Source organism: Pseudomonas sp. E1BtOHC1 (assembly GCF_058744285.1).
The window spans coordinates 4,737,050-4,749,950 of record NZ_CP196023.1; the positions used below are offsets into that span (position 1 = coordinate 4,737,050).

Consider the following 12,901-nt stretch of genomic DNA (forward strand, 5'->3'; position numbering starts at 1 on the left):
CTTAGTCAACCTGAACACAGTCAAACAATCTGAAGTCCAAACAACTGCAATAAAAACAATAGCAATAAAGAATAAAAAAACTTTCACATTGATAATATCCAGTCTCATTCCAGGACTGGGGAGCCTTCTGCGGGACCTGGAGCAAGTGCCGAAATCCACCTGAAAGATCCCGACTGCGAATCAGCGGACTTGTCAGCCAGATAATTCCGCGGTTAGGCTACGCACCTTCTTTCCAGTCCCAGGACGATTGCCGACGTGAACAACTAAGCCTTCCAAAATGTATCCGCGACGAGCCTTGCTAGTGCTCGTTGGCCTGTTCCAACATTTTCTGGAGGTGCTGATGACTCACGTCACCCGGCTGCCTGCGCTGGTTTCACTGAACCAGCTGACTTATCAATTCGCCAATGGCGAAACCTTGCTTGATGCCCTGAACCTGAGCTTCGATCGCCTGCCCACGGCCATAGTCGGGCGTAATGGCATGGGTAAATCCCTCTTGCTGCGCCTGATCGCCGGTGAACTGCAACCCTCTTGCGGCAGCCTCAATCGTAACGCCAGCCTGGCCTATGTCCCCCAGGACCCGCTGCCGGCCCCACAACAGACTGTGGCTCAGGTCGCAGGCGTCGCTGATACGCTGCAAGCCCTGCAGCGCCTGGCAGCCGGCACCGCCGCCCCGGAAGACCTGCAACGGGTGGATGATCGCTGGGACCTGGCCGAACGCCTGCGCCAAGCTCTGGATGAGGCCGGCCTGCAACATTTGGAACCGGATCATCCGGCGGCCAACCTGAGCGGCGGGCAACTGGCCCGGGTGGTACTGATCGGCGCCCTGCTCAGCGACGCCGACCTGCTGTTGCTTGATGAGCCCAGCAACCACCTGGACCGTGCCGGACGCCGTTGGCTGATGGAGCAACTGCAACAGTGGCGCGGCGGTCTGATCCTGGTCAGCCACGACCGCCAGTTGCTGATGCAGGTGCAACGCATCGTTGAACTCAGCCCCCAGGGAGCCCAGGTCTACGGCGGCAACTACGCGCTGTACCAGGCTCAGCGTCAGGCCCATAACGATGCCGCCCAGGCGGCACTGGAACACGCTCGTACCCAGCGCAGCCGTGAGCACAAACGTCTGCAACGCGAGCACGACACCATCCAGCGCCATGCCGCTACATCGCGCAAATACGCCAAGACCGCCAACGTCTCCGGCTTTGAGCGAGCCAAGATACTGGGTGCCGCCCGGGACATCATGGGCCAGGTGCGTCACAGCCATCAGGGGCACAAAAGCGCCCTCGATGAACAGGTACGCAGTGCCTACGCCCGGGTCGCGGCGGAACAACCGACCTTGCTGACACTGCCCGATACCAACCTGCAGGCAGGCCAGCCAGTGCTCAACCTGCAGCAGGCGCAATTGCCCTGGCTGGACAGTCGGTCGCCGGCGTCCTATCTCACCTGCCACGTCAGCGGCCCGGCACGTATTGCCCTGATCGGCCCCAACGGTTGCGGTAAATCCACTTTGCTGAAGATGCTCGCCGGTCAATTGCAGCCCCTGAGCGGCGAATGCCGGGTGGCGGTGACCGGTGCCTACCTTGACCAGCACCTGCTGCAACTGGCCCCCGAACCTTCGCTGCTGGAGCAACTGGCCAAGGCCGCTACACCGCTGGAGGAAAGCGCCTTGCGCACCTGCCTGGCACGCCTGCAACTGGACGCTCGGCGGGTGCAGCAACCCTGCGCCCAGCTCAGCGGCGGAGAGCGGCTGAAAGCGGCATTGGCGCTGGCATTGTGGGGAGGCAGCCCGGCCCGCCTGCTGCTGCTCGACGAGCCAACCAACCACCTGGATCTGGAATCGGTACAGGCCTTTGAGCGAGCCCTGCGGGACTACCCCGGGGCACTGGTGGTGGCGTCCCACGATCAGGACTTTCTCCAGGCCCTGGCACCGACCCATGAACTGCAATGGTCCCCACGTGGCTGGCAGCTGCTGGAGCGTCGCCAATGAATCAGCGCCTTACCGCAAAAAGCCGCGGGCAAGCGAGCGCCCATGCTAGATTCGCGTCCTCTTATCCATAGACAAGGAGCGTCACGCCATGCAGTTCGGCTACACCATCATCTATGTGCCCAAGGTTGAAGACTCCCTGGCCTTCTTTGAGCAGGCCTTCGGCTTCAAGCGGCGGTTTCTCCATGAGTCCGGCACCTACGGCGAACTGGAAACCGGTAGCACCACCCTGGCTTTCGCCGACCACGACCTGGCAGAACTGAACTTCAAGGCCGGCCACGTCGCCGCCCACTCCTCGCCGCAACCCCTGGGCATGGAACTGGGACTGGTGACCGATGACGTCCATGCAGCCCATGCCCGGGCCCTGGAACAGGGCGCCCAGGAACTCGCGGCCCCCAGCAGCAAACCCTGGGGGCAGACGGTGTCCTACGTGCGTTGTCCGGATGGCACCCTGGTGGAGCTCTGTACCCCGGTAGGGGCTTGAGTCCAGGGAGGGCGGGGACAGTTGGGCGGGAAGTTGGGTAGAGCGTTACTTGAGCTTGACGGCGGTCCCGGTGGCAAACACCACCACCATGCCGCCACGCCCGGAAGGCATGCTGATCTCGAAATCCACGCCGACCACTGCATCAGCGTTGAACTGACGGGCCCGCTCCTTGATTTCATTGGTGGCCTGGATCCGCGCCTCCTTCAAGGCGCGTTCCAGGGTCTGGGAGCGCCCGCCAAAAAAGTCGCGCATGCCGGCAAAGATATCGCGGACCACGTTGATGCCCTGGACGGATTCAGCACTGACGATATCCAGATAGGAGGCAATTTCCCGACCTTCGATATGGGCGGTAGTGGTGACAATCATGTATTTCTCCCTTGAACAGATATTCCGTCCCGAGGTCCCGGGACATTAAGGCTGGGGATGGTATCAGAGCGACGGCGACGGTCGGTCATGGGCAACAATGGCTTCGCCACAAACAGCAGCCCCGCTCTGGAGCGGGGCTTTGGATCAGGGTTTCAAGGGACGCTCTTCGTCCCGTTCCGACAGGCTCTTGCCATCGTCCGGGTGTTTCCAGGTTTGCGGTGGCGGCTCTTTGTGTTCGACCTCGTACTGCGCCGCCTCATCGCTCCGTTCCTGCTCATAAGGGCGTTGCTGTTGTGTTGCCATGCCCACCTCTCTTCCTGAAGGGATTTTTGACTCGCCATTTCAGGTTAGAACAGATCCGACAACGGCTCGGCTGAGCCGACAAAACAACCACCACGCAAGATGAAACTTCTTTCACCCAGACGCCGATCCCGCCTGTGTATAGTTCCTTCGCTCATTCAAGCAACTACGTTCGCCCGCGCTCTGCCGCGGGCTTTTTTTGCCTGAAGGCCAGCTGCGTGGAACTGTTACTGCGGATCGATCTCCTGGCAATCCTTGAGCAGTTGCTGCTCCTTGGCGGTGTGATCTGCCTCCAGGAACGACAACATGCCCAACTTGCCTTTGGTGTGCCAGCGAAAGCTGTTCTGCTCGTCGTCCGCCACATACAGCGCGCCGGAAGCCGAACGGGCAATGTGCATGGGAATCAATTGGTCCTTGTAGTAGAGCGTGGCGAACGAGGTGCCATTGTCGATGTTCAGATAGGCCGCATCGATGCGGACATTGCCCTCGCACTGATAGCGCGCCACCTGGCTCTGATAGGTCGGTTCAGGAGCGGGTGACTGAGCCTGGGCAGCCTCGGCCAGAATTGGCAGGGCCGAAGCCAGAGCTGCGGCGCAGAGCGTTGCGAGACGAGTTTTCACGGTATTTCCCCGAATGGTCAAAGATGTCCCATGGGACTGGCGACAGCGGTTTTAGTTCATGCCCGAGAGGCCTTCACCATGTCCTGCCGACCGCTCCAGAACAGCGGTTGCGTATGTTCAGGACTAGCGCTTGCGGCCCCAGAAATCGATGACATACAGCTCGCCATTTTCAACCATTTTTATCAGACCGACACCAGAGGCTCGACCCGGTCGCGGGGCATAAGGGTCAGGTAGTCTTCGAGGGAGTCCGAGGACAGCGGCTTGATCATGATGCGCACCCGGTGCCGTAACTGGCCTAGCTCTATCCCGTCACGGGTACGGGCCTCGACATAGCCACAGGCTCTCCAGAAACCCTCGGCCCGGACGTTCTCGAACACCACGCTCAACCGCAGCCAGCGCGCGCCCTGCCCGGCCGCCCAGTCTTCAAGCTCGCGGTGCAACTGCCGGGCAACGCCCCGGCCCTGCAGCGAGCTGGCCACCATGAACAGACCAATGTGCCAGACCCTGGATGCCAGCAGATCACTGACGATACTGACCATTGCCACCAGGGCACCGGTCCCGTCGAAGTAACCGATCTTCCACTTGCGAGTGAAGGACCAGCCCTCTGGCAAGCTGTCATCGATTTCATTGCGGGCTTCATCCGGCTGCGGTGCACAGCCGTGGACGATGTGAAAGTAGTCCGGATTCTCAACGAAGAACGCCTGCAGCCGCTCGACATCTACCAGGGTGATCTCCCTGGCCAGCAATCCAGTGGATGAATGAGGCAATAGCCCTTGTGGCATGGGGTAACACTCCGAAAGGTCCACAGGACCCGTGCATGAAAGGGCGATCCTAGCGCTCCCTGCGCCCCCGGGAACATGGTTGATTTGTTGAAAAAATGTGTAAGGCACTGTGCCGGACCAAGACTCAGGTAGGCGCCAGGACTTATCATGGCCGCCCCTAGCCAGCGGCTCAGCCCGGCCCCACCCAGCAGCGGATTCCAACCATGTCCCTCCCTCTGTCTTCGCCGGGCTACCAGCGCCTGCTGGCCCTGCAGCAACGCATCCATGACTTCACCCGGGACCAGGCAGCCGAGCGCGACGACAACCCCGAAGACCTGACGGGGCCGCTGTGGGTCAGCGACTACAACTACCTGGCCCTGGCCCCAATACGTGGTGGCCTGCACCTGGAGTTTCATGGTGACCTGTGGGAAGAGCCGTTTGCCTGGACCCTGGAGTGTCTCGCCGACCAGGCAGTGGCCGACACCCTCAGTTCCCTGGCCTTTTCCGGCCCGGACCAAGGGGCAAACGGCACCCGCGAATGGGAGTTCACGCCCTTGTTGGACAGCGCCGTCAGCTTTCCGATTCTCAGGTCACTGTCCATTCGCCCCAGCGAGCCCCAGGACCACAACGCCTCGCTGATCCAGAAAGCCGGCACGCTGATGGAGGAAGCAGGAGAAATCGCCCGCTTTGTAGCGAAAGCCCCGCACTTGAGCGAACTGACCCTGCCCAACGCCCCCGACTCGAGCTTCTTTCAGGTCCATCTGCCGCACCTTGCCCACCTGCGCATTGGCGGCCATTGGGACACCCAGCACTTCATTGCCAACCTGGCCGGCTCGGACAATCTGCCGCGGCTGAGCAACCTGGACTTCACCGAGTCCAGCGAACTGCAGAACAACTGGGCGGATCAGCGCGAAGAACAGACCGTCACCTCCTTCGCCAGCTATGAAAAACTATTCGCCAGTGCTGCCTGCGAGCCACTGAAAGTGCTGCGCCTGCGCAACACCTGCCTGAGCCTGGAACAGCTCGAGACCCTGCGCCAGCTCCGCCCTGCATTGCAGTTCATGGTGATCCAGGCCACCCGCGGCGGCTACGTAACGCATTTTGCTCGACAGGTATTCCCCTGGCGGCATCTGGTGCAGCCTGATCCGGGACAGCGCTGAAACAGACAAGCAACGGCAACCGACAATCAGTGCTAGGTTTAAGTGTCGATTAATTGAGTTTCCACTCTGGGCGCAAGTTTGCAATCTCCGCCATGACCGAAAGGAATCGTTCATGAACGCGGACTCCACACTGAAAAAAGCACCAAGAAGCACTGCCACAAACCTGCTCTATCTGCTCTACAGCCTCAGCAGCTATGTGATTTTTCTCCTGACCTTCCTCTACTTGATTGGCTTCCTTGGTGCGTTGTCGGTACTGAAGAACATTGACTCAGGGGAAAACCGCCATTGGCTGGTTGCAACAGCCATAGATGTCGCCCTTATCACCCTGTTCGCCGTCCAGCACAGCGTCATGGCCCGCGAAAGCGTCAAGAAAAAAATGTCCAGGATTATTCCCGTCCCCATAGAGCGAGCGACTTATGTTCTATGCAGCAGCCTGGCGCTGATCCTCTTGTTCATTTTGTGGCATCCCATACCGACCATGGTCTGGAGCGTTCAGTCCGAGGTGCTCAGGGCGTTGCTGAACGGCTTGTACTGGGCAGGATGGGGGATTGCGTTAGTGGCAACGTTTCTGATCAGTCATTTTGAGTTGTTTGGTTTGAAACAGGCTTACCCTAGCCTCTACAAAACCCAGCCGGAGCCCCTCAACTTCATCACGCCCTTTCTCTACAAGATTGTTCGCCACCCCATGTACCTGGGCTTTCTCATTGCCTTCTGGGCAACACCGGCGATGAGTGTCGGACACCTCGTATTCGCACTGACCTGCACCGCTTACATATTCGCGGGAACCCATCTCGAAGAGAAAGACATGGTCAGAGTCTTTGGCAAGCAGTACCTCGCTTATCAAAAGCAGGTCGGCATGCTACTGCCTTCACGCAGAAAGCCCTGAGTTGGCCAAGAAGGTTGAGAGTTCTTGAAATCTTGATCAGGAGAATGACTTCAACTGTCGCGCGCCTCCCGCCCTCAGGACGAGGCCACAGCCCCTCCAAGAGACATGCACCTGTCGCCTGCATGGACCTGAAATGACCAATACGCAGTCATTGAAGAGGTGCGACAGTCACGTCGGCCTGACCGCTCTGGGCCAATGCGGCCTTAATGAATCCTTCGGCCTTCTTGCGCTCGATGAAACCCCTGACATAGGCCGCTCCTGCTTCCCGCGGCCGAGGCACTGCCATGGCCTGCCGAATAGCCGTAAAGGCCCCCTCCAGTACTCGATAACCCGGAGTGTTTGCCGCCATCAACTCCAGGGGTTGGCGCACACCCGCCGCCGCATCCAGGCTCTGTTGCAGATAAAGATCTACCGCGCCCGCCGAGGTTTCCGCCCGTTCAAGCTGAGCATGTTTCAACGTGCGAGACAGAAACAGGTCGTAGGCCGCGCCCTTGCCCACCGCCAACCGCAGGCCTGGCTGGTCGAGATCCTCGACCGCCTGGAAAGATGAGTCTGCCGCCACCAGATAGGTGCCTTCGATGATGACGTAAGGCTCGCTGAAGGCTATCTGCTCCTCACGCACCGGCTCGATAGCCAGAAAAGCGACGTCCCAGCCCCCCTCCTCCAGCGCCGCAAAGACCTTGCCGGCCGCATCGAAGGTGGTCATCTGCAAGCTTACGCCGAGCTCTTCAGCCAAAGCTTTTGCCAAGGCGACCGACACACCTTGCGGCGAACCATCGCTACCTTTTTGCGCCAGGACAGGGTTGCCAAAATTAATCGCGGCCCGCAGCACGCCTTGCGGTGCCAGGTCGTCCAGGACCGCGCGGTTGATAGCACTCATGTTTTGCTCCGTGAATGAGGTTCAGAAAAAAGCAGGACCGGTTGACCGGCGACAACTACCTGATGGGCTCGGACTAGCGCATTACTGTCTCTGCACTAGCGGCACAGCTACCTCAATCCTTCTGCCGTTGTGACCACCCGATCATCATAAACACGCTCCCGGGTATCCAAAAACCGGGGTTTGAGGTCCCTATTCCTACAGCAAGCAGAGTCATGCCGACTACGAACAACGGTTGCTTGAACACATTTTCCATAACAAAGAACCTCCTGTAAAAATGAGCCACATTTAACCAGAAGCACGCCGTTTGAGTACGGTAAACACCAGACACCCTCTACCGCGCCCGGTTGGCACGCCTGCCGATCTTTTCTCAGTGCAATAAAGAACCCGCTCAGGGCGGGTTCTAAGGGAGCGCGCTTTACTGCCTGCTCGGGAGCGGACAATACCAACTTCACAAAGCAGGTCCGGATCCAACCGGACCCGCCAGATAACCTCCCTAAGGGCATTCGCAGGTAGACGGACCAAACACCGGACCACTGCACGGATCCTCAGATGGGCCAAACACCGGGCACGCTGCCTGGGCAGTCAGGGAAAAACCACAAAGCAGCAGTACAGCCAACATGACTTTCTTCATTTGTAACCTCCTGGTCAGTAGACGAGCAATCCATGCCCCCCTATCGAGGGCACAAGCCAATATCAGGGACATTCGCAAACCGTAGGCCCTAGAACCGGGCCCGCACAGGGATCTTCCCCAGGCCCCAGTACCGCGCAATCCGCCTGCGCCGTCAGCGAGAACATCCACAACAGCAGCGAAGCCGCCAACATTTTCCTGTTCAATATGAGCTCCTTGGTCGAAACATCGATAACGATCCGTGTAGGCTCCTGTAGCCAGGCCGTTGCCTGCCGAAGGATCAAACACCCGTCCCTCGCGCGCCTGCCGCCAGACCGGTCAGCGAGCACAACAACGGACCCGAAACAGAAAAGACCAGTCACGTCAGTTGCGCCAGTGCGGTGTATTGTCACGTCAGAGGCGAAGCTGATCAGGCAGTCATCGTCCCCATCGGAGAGACTATGACTTTTCGAAGGCAGTCCAATCGATAAATGCGCCAATGTGACAGTGAACGGACAAAACCACTCTTGAGCCCAAAGGGAAAAATGATGCAACTGCTGCCACTCGCCCCCTCAACTATTGGTGAATCGCTAGAACTGCGCCCACTGGAAATTGATGACTTCGAAGCGCTGTACCGTGTTGCATCCGACCCGCTGATCTGGGCTCAGCATCCAAGCCCAACGCGCTATCAGGAACCCGTTTTTCAGCAATGGTTTAACGAGGCGCTTGCTTCAAAGTCTGCGCTTATCGTGATCGACCGCAGGAGCAACCAAGTGATCGGCTCCTCTCGCTACTCCGAGTTCGATGAGAAAAAACGAGAAGTGACGATCGGCTATACCTTCCTGGCTCGTGATCATTGGGGAGGCGGAACCAATAGAGAGTTGAAACATTTAATGCTGACTCATGCATTCCAATGGGTCGACACTGTTTGGTTTCAGGTTGACAGCCAGAACGTTCGATCTCAACGCGCCATGGAGAAAATCGGTGGACGCCTCTTCCGTCGCGCCACTAGACAACTCACCGATCGCACTCAAGAGTACCTGCTCTACAAAATAGATAAGCCGAGTCGCTCTGCTTGAAGAACAGATAAGCTCAACAGCATGGCGTCTCCACTGCGAGTGAAGCAAGTCTAGCGACTGCCAACAGGGCGGCGCCTGCGCAGCTTCTATCAGGATGAGCGTCAGCATGAGAGCTACACATTTACTGAGCTTCAGGAGCTGCAGGTTACAACCCTAGGTCACGTGTTCTAGTGGACAATGTATTCGCGCTGATTCTCAAGCGCCCAGGAAATATTGAATGCCAAAGAAACAGCCAGCGGATAAAAAAACAGCGACTGCCGCTGATATAGAACGATCCATTCAGGCGCTCAACACGATGGCTGAAAGGCTTTGGGGAGATGGCCGGGAGGCTGAAGCGCAAGCCTTGTTGAATGCGCTGGATGCGTTAAACCGAGCGCTTGATCGTATCAGAATTGGAGAAAATCGCAGGATTACGACTCTCCATTAGAGTCAAGGGGAAACGTCGGACACCGATGGACTTTTTAGAATTCATATCCAACCTTCTCAGTGTCTTCGGTAACTACCAAACTTCTGGCACCAAGCCTCGCAGGGTTTTTACTCGAGGTTTTGTCGGGTTCTGCCTGATGGTTGTGATGTTTGAGCTGATAACGCTGAGCTACCTCTATCGACAGACTTGATGGTGTTTGGGCACAGGTAGCTCGTCACTAACATTTGGCCCCAACCGCCCCGACTAGCCAATCAGGGTGGTAATACAGTCCCGATGAAAGAAGTGACATGCCTGGCTGTTATGATTCCCAGCCCAGACAGTCAGGCTTCATATCCAGTGTCTCCGATCATCTGCGCCAATGAATTCGACCTCAGCGTATCCATGCCTGTTATCGAACCCCAGACGTTGCTGGGGCTCGTCTGTGAACGGCATCTGGAAACGAGCTACACGGCCAAAGTCTTTCAAACAAGTGATCACAAGTGGGCAGCCGTGCAAGATATGAAAGCCACGCCGAAAAAATAACCAACTGCGGAACGAAAACAAGAAGGGCCTGCATAGTAAAAACCAGGCAAACCCTTGATATGAATGCTGCCCGAAGTCTGAATCGAAATGCCACGTCCTTACGAGCGGTAGCCTTTAAGGCCCTAGGCAAATCGTTAAATACCCCTTAAAACTCCATATCGCACTCTTACCTCAACATCATCGCTTCTTTAAAATCACACCACTCATATATTGATTTAAATCGCGAAAATCATTAACCCGCCAAGAGAATGGCGATAGCTTCACACCATTTTCTCGCAAAGTTCTAGGAATCAAGTCGCCATTTGGACGCAGTATTATCGATGACACAATAACGCCCGGGTAATCATTCAGTCGTTTTTTGAAAGCGGACGTTGTTAGATCTGGCGTAGGAGGATTGCTTTTATTTGCCAATGGTCCTGTCCCTTTGATATCTGCTCCATGGCACATAGCGCAGCGCTGTAAATAGATATTTTTTCCATTGGCATCATCCGCGAAGGATAGTGATGCTTGAAACAGCGATAGAATCCCTAGCGAAGCGATGAATAGTACTTTTATTTTCATTTTTCCATATGGCCTTATTGGATAAATAAGATCTGAATCGAAGGCAAATCCCTGGCGTGCTTCTGCAGCACTCAACTCTCTCGAGAACATTTGAACCGAGGCTGTTCATGAGCAATGTGTTCGCGCTCGTAAGAGAAGAACTTCAGATCACACGGTGTTTCGCTTGGCATGCCCGTCCACAAGCTTGATACCAACTCACTGATTTCACTGAGCAATCCTGGTGACGGTGATTAGAAGCCCGCCATTCTCCTTCGGGACGCCCTTGCGTGCAACGATCGCCCAGAGGAGTTGATGACCAATCCCGGGGCAATGCTCGCGTCGATAAGGTCATCCCCGGGCATTTCTTCCGCAAAATCTGGGCAAACCGGACGGTCCCCCCAATCGATAGCTTGTTTGAATGGATCAATGAGGGTGGGCCCAAGAAACAGCACTGTCTTATTCGATACCGCGACAACCTGCAATATTCTGCAGCTCAATTGGACTTCTCCCGGATCATCAGCGCCAGTCGATGGTCCTGGAGCCAGACCCGACAACGCCAAAAGAGCGCACCAAGCAGAAGCAATCAAAGCTCGGAACCAATAGAGTCACTGACCAAGGCCACAGGTGGTGGCATGGTGAACAGCGGCTGATCATCGGCAGGTTTACTGAAGGAATAAATGCCCGATCCATTGCCGGCGCTCGGCCAGGCCGACATGCACCGTCAATGGAGACTGAGGGCTGTACAGATAACCATACGGGCAACACCGCTTACGCCATCGCTTTAAGCGCTGGGATCAGGGCTACGTATTACCGGACTTTATCGCTTAGATGTCTAAATGCTTTTGCATAAAAACCACTAGTGTCCGACGGCGTAAGCCTTAAGTTCGACGAAGATGCTGAAGCCAAGCCGAAGATGAAAATTCTGTGCTTGGAAGGAAAATACCTCCAACCACATACCTTGGCCCCCATTTAAAGGACCAAGAGGGATAAATCTTTCAAACTACAGTGTCAGGCTGGACGAATGTTGATGGCGTAGTTGAGCGGATGTCGTGCCCTCCACAATATTGACACCGAAAACCAATCTGCTAGCGTTAAATTCTATGGAGAATTCATAATCAAAGGACGCTAAAAAAATGAAAAAGGATAGTGTTGATACAAGTGCACGATCTGGGGTGGATTTAGACACCATGCTCAGAACCATGTTGGTAAATTATGCAACACATACCCAGCGGCCCGGTACTGCAAACACCCCCCTTGATTATCTGGGGCATCGAGTTGATGATGCCAAACTGTCAGGACAGAGCATTCCCGCATCCGTCGCTGGATCAGTCGAAATATTAACTGTTACGCAAAACATCATGAGCAATGATTTGTCGCATGAAATATCTCTCCCTGTGCCCGGCTTCAGCTATGTAGAGACAAGCGAAACATCAACCACAAACTCAAGTGGATGGGTGTTTACTTATGGAGTAGAGACTACTGCATCTGTAGATGTACTATTTGCCAGCGGAGGAATTACTCACAACTTTAGCGTTGAATACAATATGTCCACTCAAAATACCGTCACAAGGACAACGCAGAGGAGCTGGACCGTTGACCCGTTTTCGATTTCGGTCCCTGCAAACAGAAGGTATCGAGTTGATTACATTATGGAGAGAGTGATTGCTTCGGGTAGAAGTACAGTTCGTGCCGAGCTTTATGGCACTGCCAACTATAGAGCTCGGACTAATCATGTGCGACATGACTCTCCGCTTGGTAGTATTGCAAGAGTCATGAGTAACTGGGGAGAAAACCCGTCTCAATCTGAAGGTTTTTTAGACGGTGGCTGGCCACTCAATCCAGCAATAAACTCGGCAGAAACAAGGTTCGTCACTAATCATGGACTTCGATTTGACGTTCGAATTTTTGATATAACCAATATCAGAAACCTAGAAGAAAAAGGTGTATTGATTGAGGAGAGTCACTTCCCAGCAAGATTTGAAATAATCCATGACAATGTGGCCGTTTCACAGTCAGTGTAAATATTGGTATGCGTTCAGGATTCAACCCTTGTGTAACTAGACCAGCTGCCACTTATGTGGCAGCACGTCATCAATCTTGCTCTCCCACTGCGGCGGCAGGAGCGTAAGCCAGGCAGCCGATTTCGGTCATACCTTTCTCGAAGCCGATTTTAGTAGCCCATGAAATCGTCGCACACCCGCTTGCTGCTCCAAACACCAATGCCTTTGTCTATAAGAGGTCTAGCCAACAAAGTAGATTGCGGCTACATAGAGGATTGCGACAACTTGCTT

Annotated in this window: 16 protein-coding genes and 1 pseudogene; 9 read left to right on the plus strand and 8 right to left on the minus strand. The window is 55.7% G+C overall.

The window, feature by feature from the left end; all coding sequences use genetic code 11:
- The first annotated feature begins 340 nt into the window (after positions 1-340).
- Both ACSSVC_RS21300 and ACSSVC_RS21305 read left to right on the plus strand, forming a co-directional pair.
- Positions 341-1,981, plus strand: a complete 1,641-nt coding sequence (locus tag ACSSVC_RS21300; RefSeq protein ID WP_346635445.1) for an ABC-F family ATP-binding cassette domain-containing protein — start codon at positions 341-343, stop codon at positions 1,979-1,981.
- 88 nt (positions 1,982-2,069) lie between these two features.
- A complete protein-coding gene (locus tag ACSSVC_RS21305; RefSeq protein ID WP_346635446.1) occupies positions 2,070-2,462 on the plus strand; it encodes a VOC family protein in 393 nt (130 codons plus the stop codon).
- A gap of 45 nt (positions 2,463-2,507) precedes the next feature.
- Here ACSSVC_RS21305 and ACSSVC_RS21310 read toward each other — a convergent pair whose 3' ends face one another.
- The 4 genes from ACSSVC_RS21310 to ACSSVC_RS21325 form a co-directional block, all read right to left on the minus strand.
- A complete protein-coding gene (locus ACSSVC_RS21310; RefSeq protein ID WP_346635447.1) occupies positions 2,508-2,828 on the minus strand; it encodes a YbjQ family protein in 321 nt (106 codons plus the stop codon).
- Between the two features lie 144 nt (positions 2,829-2,972).
- The gene (locus tag ACSSVC_RS21315; RefSeq protein WP_221811941.1) at positions 2,973-3,131 is read right to left on the minus strand and encodes a hypothetical protein; all 159 of its coding nucleotides are present in this window, start codon (positions 3,129-3,131) and stop codon (positions 2,973-2,975) included.
- Between the two features lie 224 nt (positions 3,132-3,355).
- The gene (locus ACSSVC_RS21320; RefSeq protein ID WP_346635448.1) at positions 3,356-3,748 is read right to left on the minus strand and encodes an MliC family protein; all 393 of its coding nucleotides are present in this window, start codon (positions 3,746-3,748) and stop codon (positions 3,356-3,358) included.
- Positions 3,749-3,930: 182 nt separating this feature from the next.
- Positions 3,931-4,530: a GNAT family N-acetyltransferase gene (locus ACSSVC_RS21325; RefSeq protein WP_346635449.1), complete on the minus strand. Its 600-nt coding sequence runs from the start codon at positions 4,528-4,530 to the stop codon at positions 3,931-3,933.
- Positions 4,531-4,733: 203 nt separating this feature from the next.
- Here ACSSVC_RS21325 and ACSSVC_RS21330 point away from each other — a divergent pair, with 203 nt between their 5' ends.
- Complete coding sequence (locus ACSSVC_RS21330; protein WP_492611329.1) at positions 4,734-5,669, plus strand: hypothetical protein; 936 nt, start codon at positions 4,734-4,736, stop codon at positions 5,667-5,669.
- Between the two features lie 112 nt (positions 5,670-5,781).
- Positions 5,782-6,555: a methanethiol S-methyltransferase gene (gene mddA, locus ACSSVC_RS21335; protein WP_404937033.1), complete on the plus strand. Its 774-nt coding sequence runs from the start codon at positions 5,782-5,784 to the stop codon at positions 6,553-6,555.
- Between the two features lie 148 nt (positions 6,556-6,703).
- Here mddA and ACSSVC_RS21340 read toward each other — a convergent pair whose 3' ends face one another.
- The 3 genes from ACSSVC_RS21340 to ACSSVC_RS21350 all read right to left on the minus strand — a co-directional run bounded on the left by ACSSVC_RS21340 (position 6,704) and on the right by ACSSVC_RS21350 (position 8,269).
- Entirely contained in the window at positions 6,704-7,435 is a 732-nt protein-coding gene (locus tag ACSSVC_RS21340) for an ABC transporter substrate-binding protein (protein ID WP_492611330.1), read from the minus strand.
- 493 nt (positions 7,436-7,928) lie between these two features.
- The gene (locus ACSSVC_RS21345) at positions 7,929-8,066 is read right to left on the minus strand and encodes a PA0050 family protein (RefSeq protein ID WP_259744916.1); all 138 of its coding nucleotides are present in this window, start codon (positions 8,064-8,066) and stop codon (positions 7,929-7,931) included.
- Between the two features lie 62 nt (positions 8,067-8,128).
- Positions 8,129-8,269, minus strand: coding sequence for a PA0050 family protein (locus ACSSVC_RS21350; RefSeq protein WP_346635453.1), 141 nt, complete (start codon positions 8,267-8,269; stop codon positions 8,129-8,131).
- 321 nt (positions 8,270-8,590) lie between these two features.
- Here ACSSVC_RS21350 and ACSSVC_RS21355 point away from each other — a divergent pair, with 321 nt between their 5' ends.
- From ACSSVC_RS21355 to ACSSVC_RS21370, 4 genes and pseudogenes are all read left to right on the plus strand, one after another.
- Entirely contained in the window at positions 8,591-9,121 is a 531-nt protein-coding gene (locus tag ACSSVC_RS21355) for a GNAT family N-acetyltransferase (protein ID WP_404937034.1), read from the plus strand.
- A 33-nt stretch (positions 9,122-9,154) separates the two neighbouring features.
- Positions 9,155-9,292: pseudogene (locus tag ACSSVC_RS21360) on the plus strand (XRE family transcriptional regulator); the annotation flags it as partial.
- A 46-nt stretch (positions 9,293-9,338) separates the two neighbouring features.
- On the plus strand, positions 9,339-9,548 hold the full coding sequence (locus ACSSVC_RS21365; protein WP_492611331.1) for a hypothetical protein: 210 nt from the start codon (positions 9,339-9,341) through the stop codon (positions 9,546-9,548).
- Positions 9,549-9,821: 273 nt separating this feature from the next.
- Complete coding sequence (locus tag ACSSVC_RS21370) at positions 9,822-10,070, plus strand: hypothetical protein (RefSeq protein WP_492611332.1); 249 nt, start codon at positions 9,822-9,824, stop codon at positions 10,068-10,070.
- A gap of 177 nt (positions 10,071-10,247) precedes the next feature.
- On the opposite strand, the gene ACSSVC_RS21375 is transcribed toward ACSSVC_RS21370, so the two are convergent.
- Positions 10,248-10,631: a c-type cytochrome gene (locus tag ACSSVC_RS21375; RefSeq protein ID WP_346635577.1), complete on the minus strand. Its 384-nt coding sequence runs from the start codon at positions 10,629-10,631 to the stop codon at positions 10,248-10,250.
- Between the two features lie 1,112 nt (positions 10,632-11,743).
- Here ACSSVC_RS21375 and ACSSVC_RS21380 point away from each other — a divergent pair.
- Positions 11,744-12,631, plus strand: a complete 888-nt coding sequence (locus ACSSVC_RS21380; RefSeq protein ID WP_404937035.1) for an ETX/MTX2 family pore-forming toxin — start codon at positions 11,744-11,746, stop codon at positions 12,629-12,631.
- Positions 12,632-12,901: the final 270 nt, after the last annotated feature.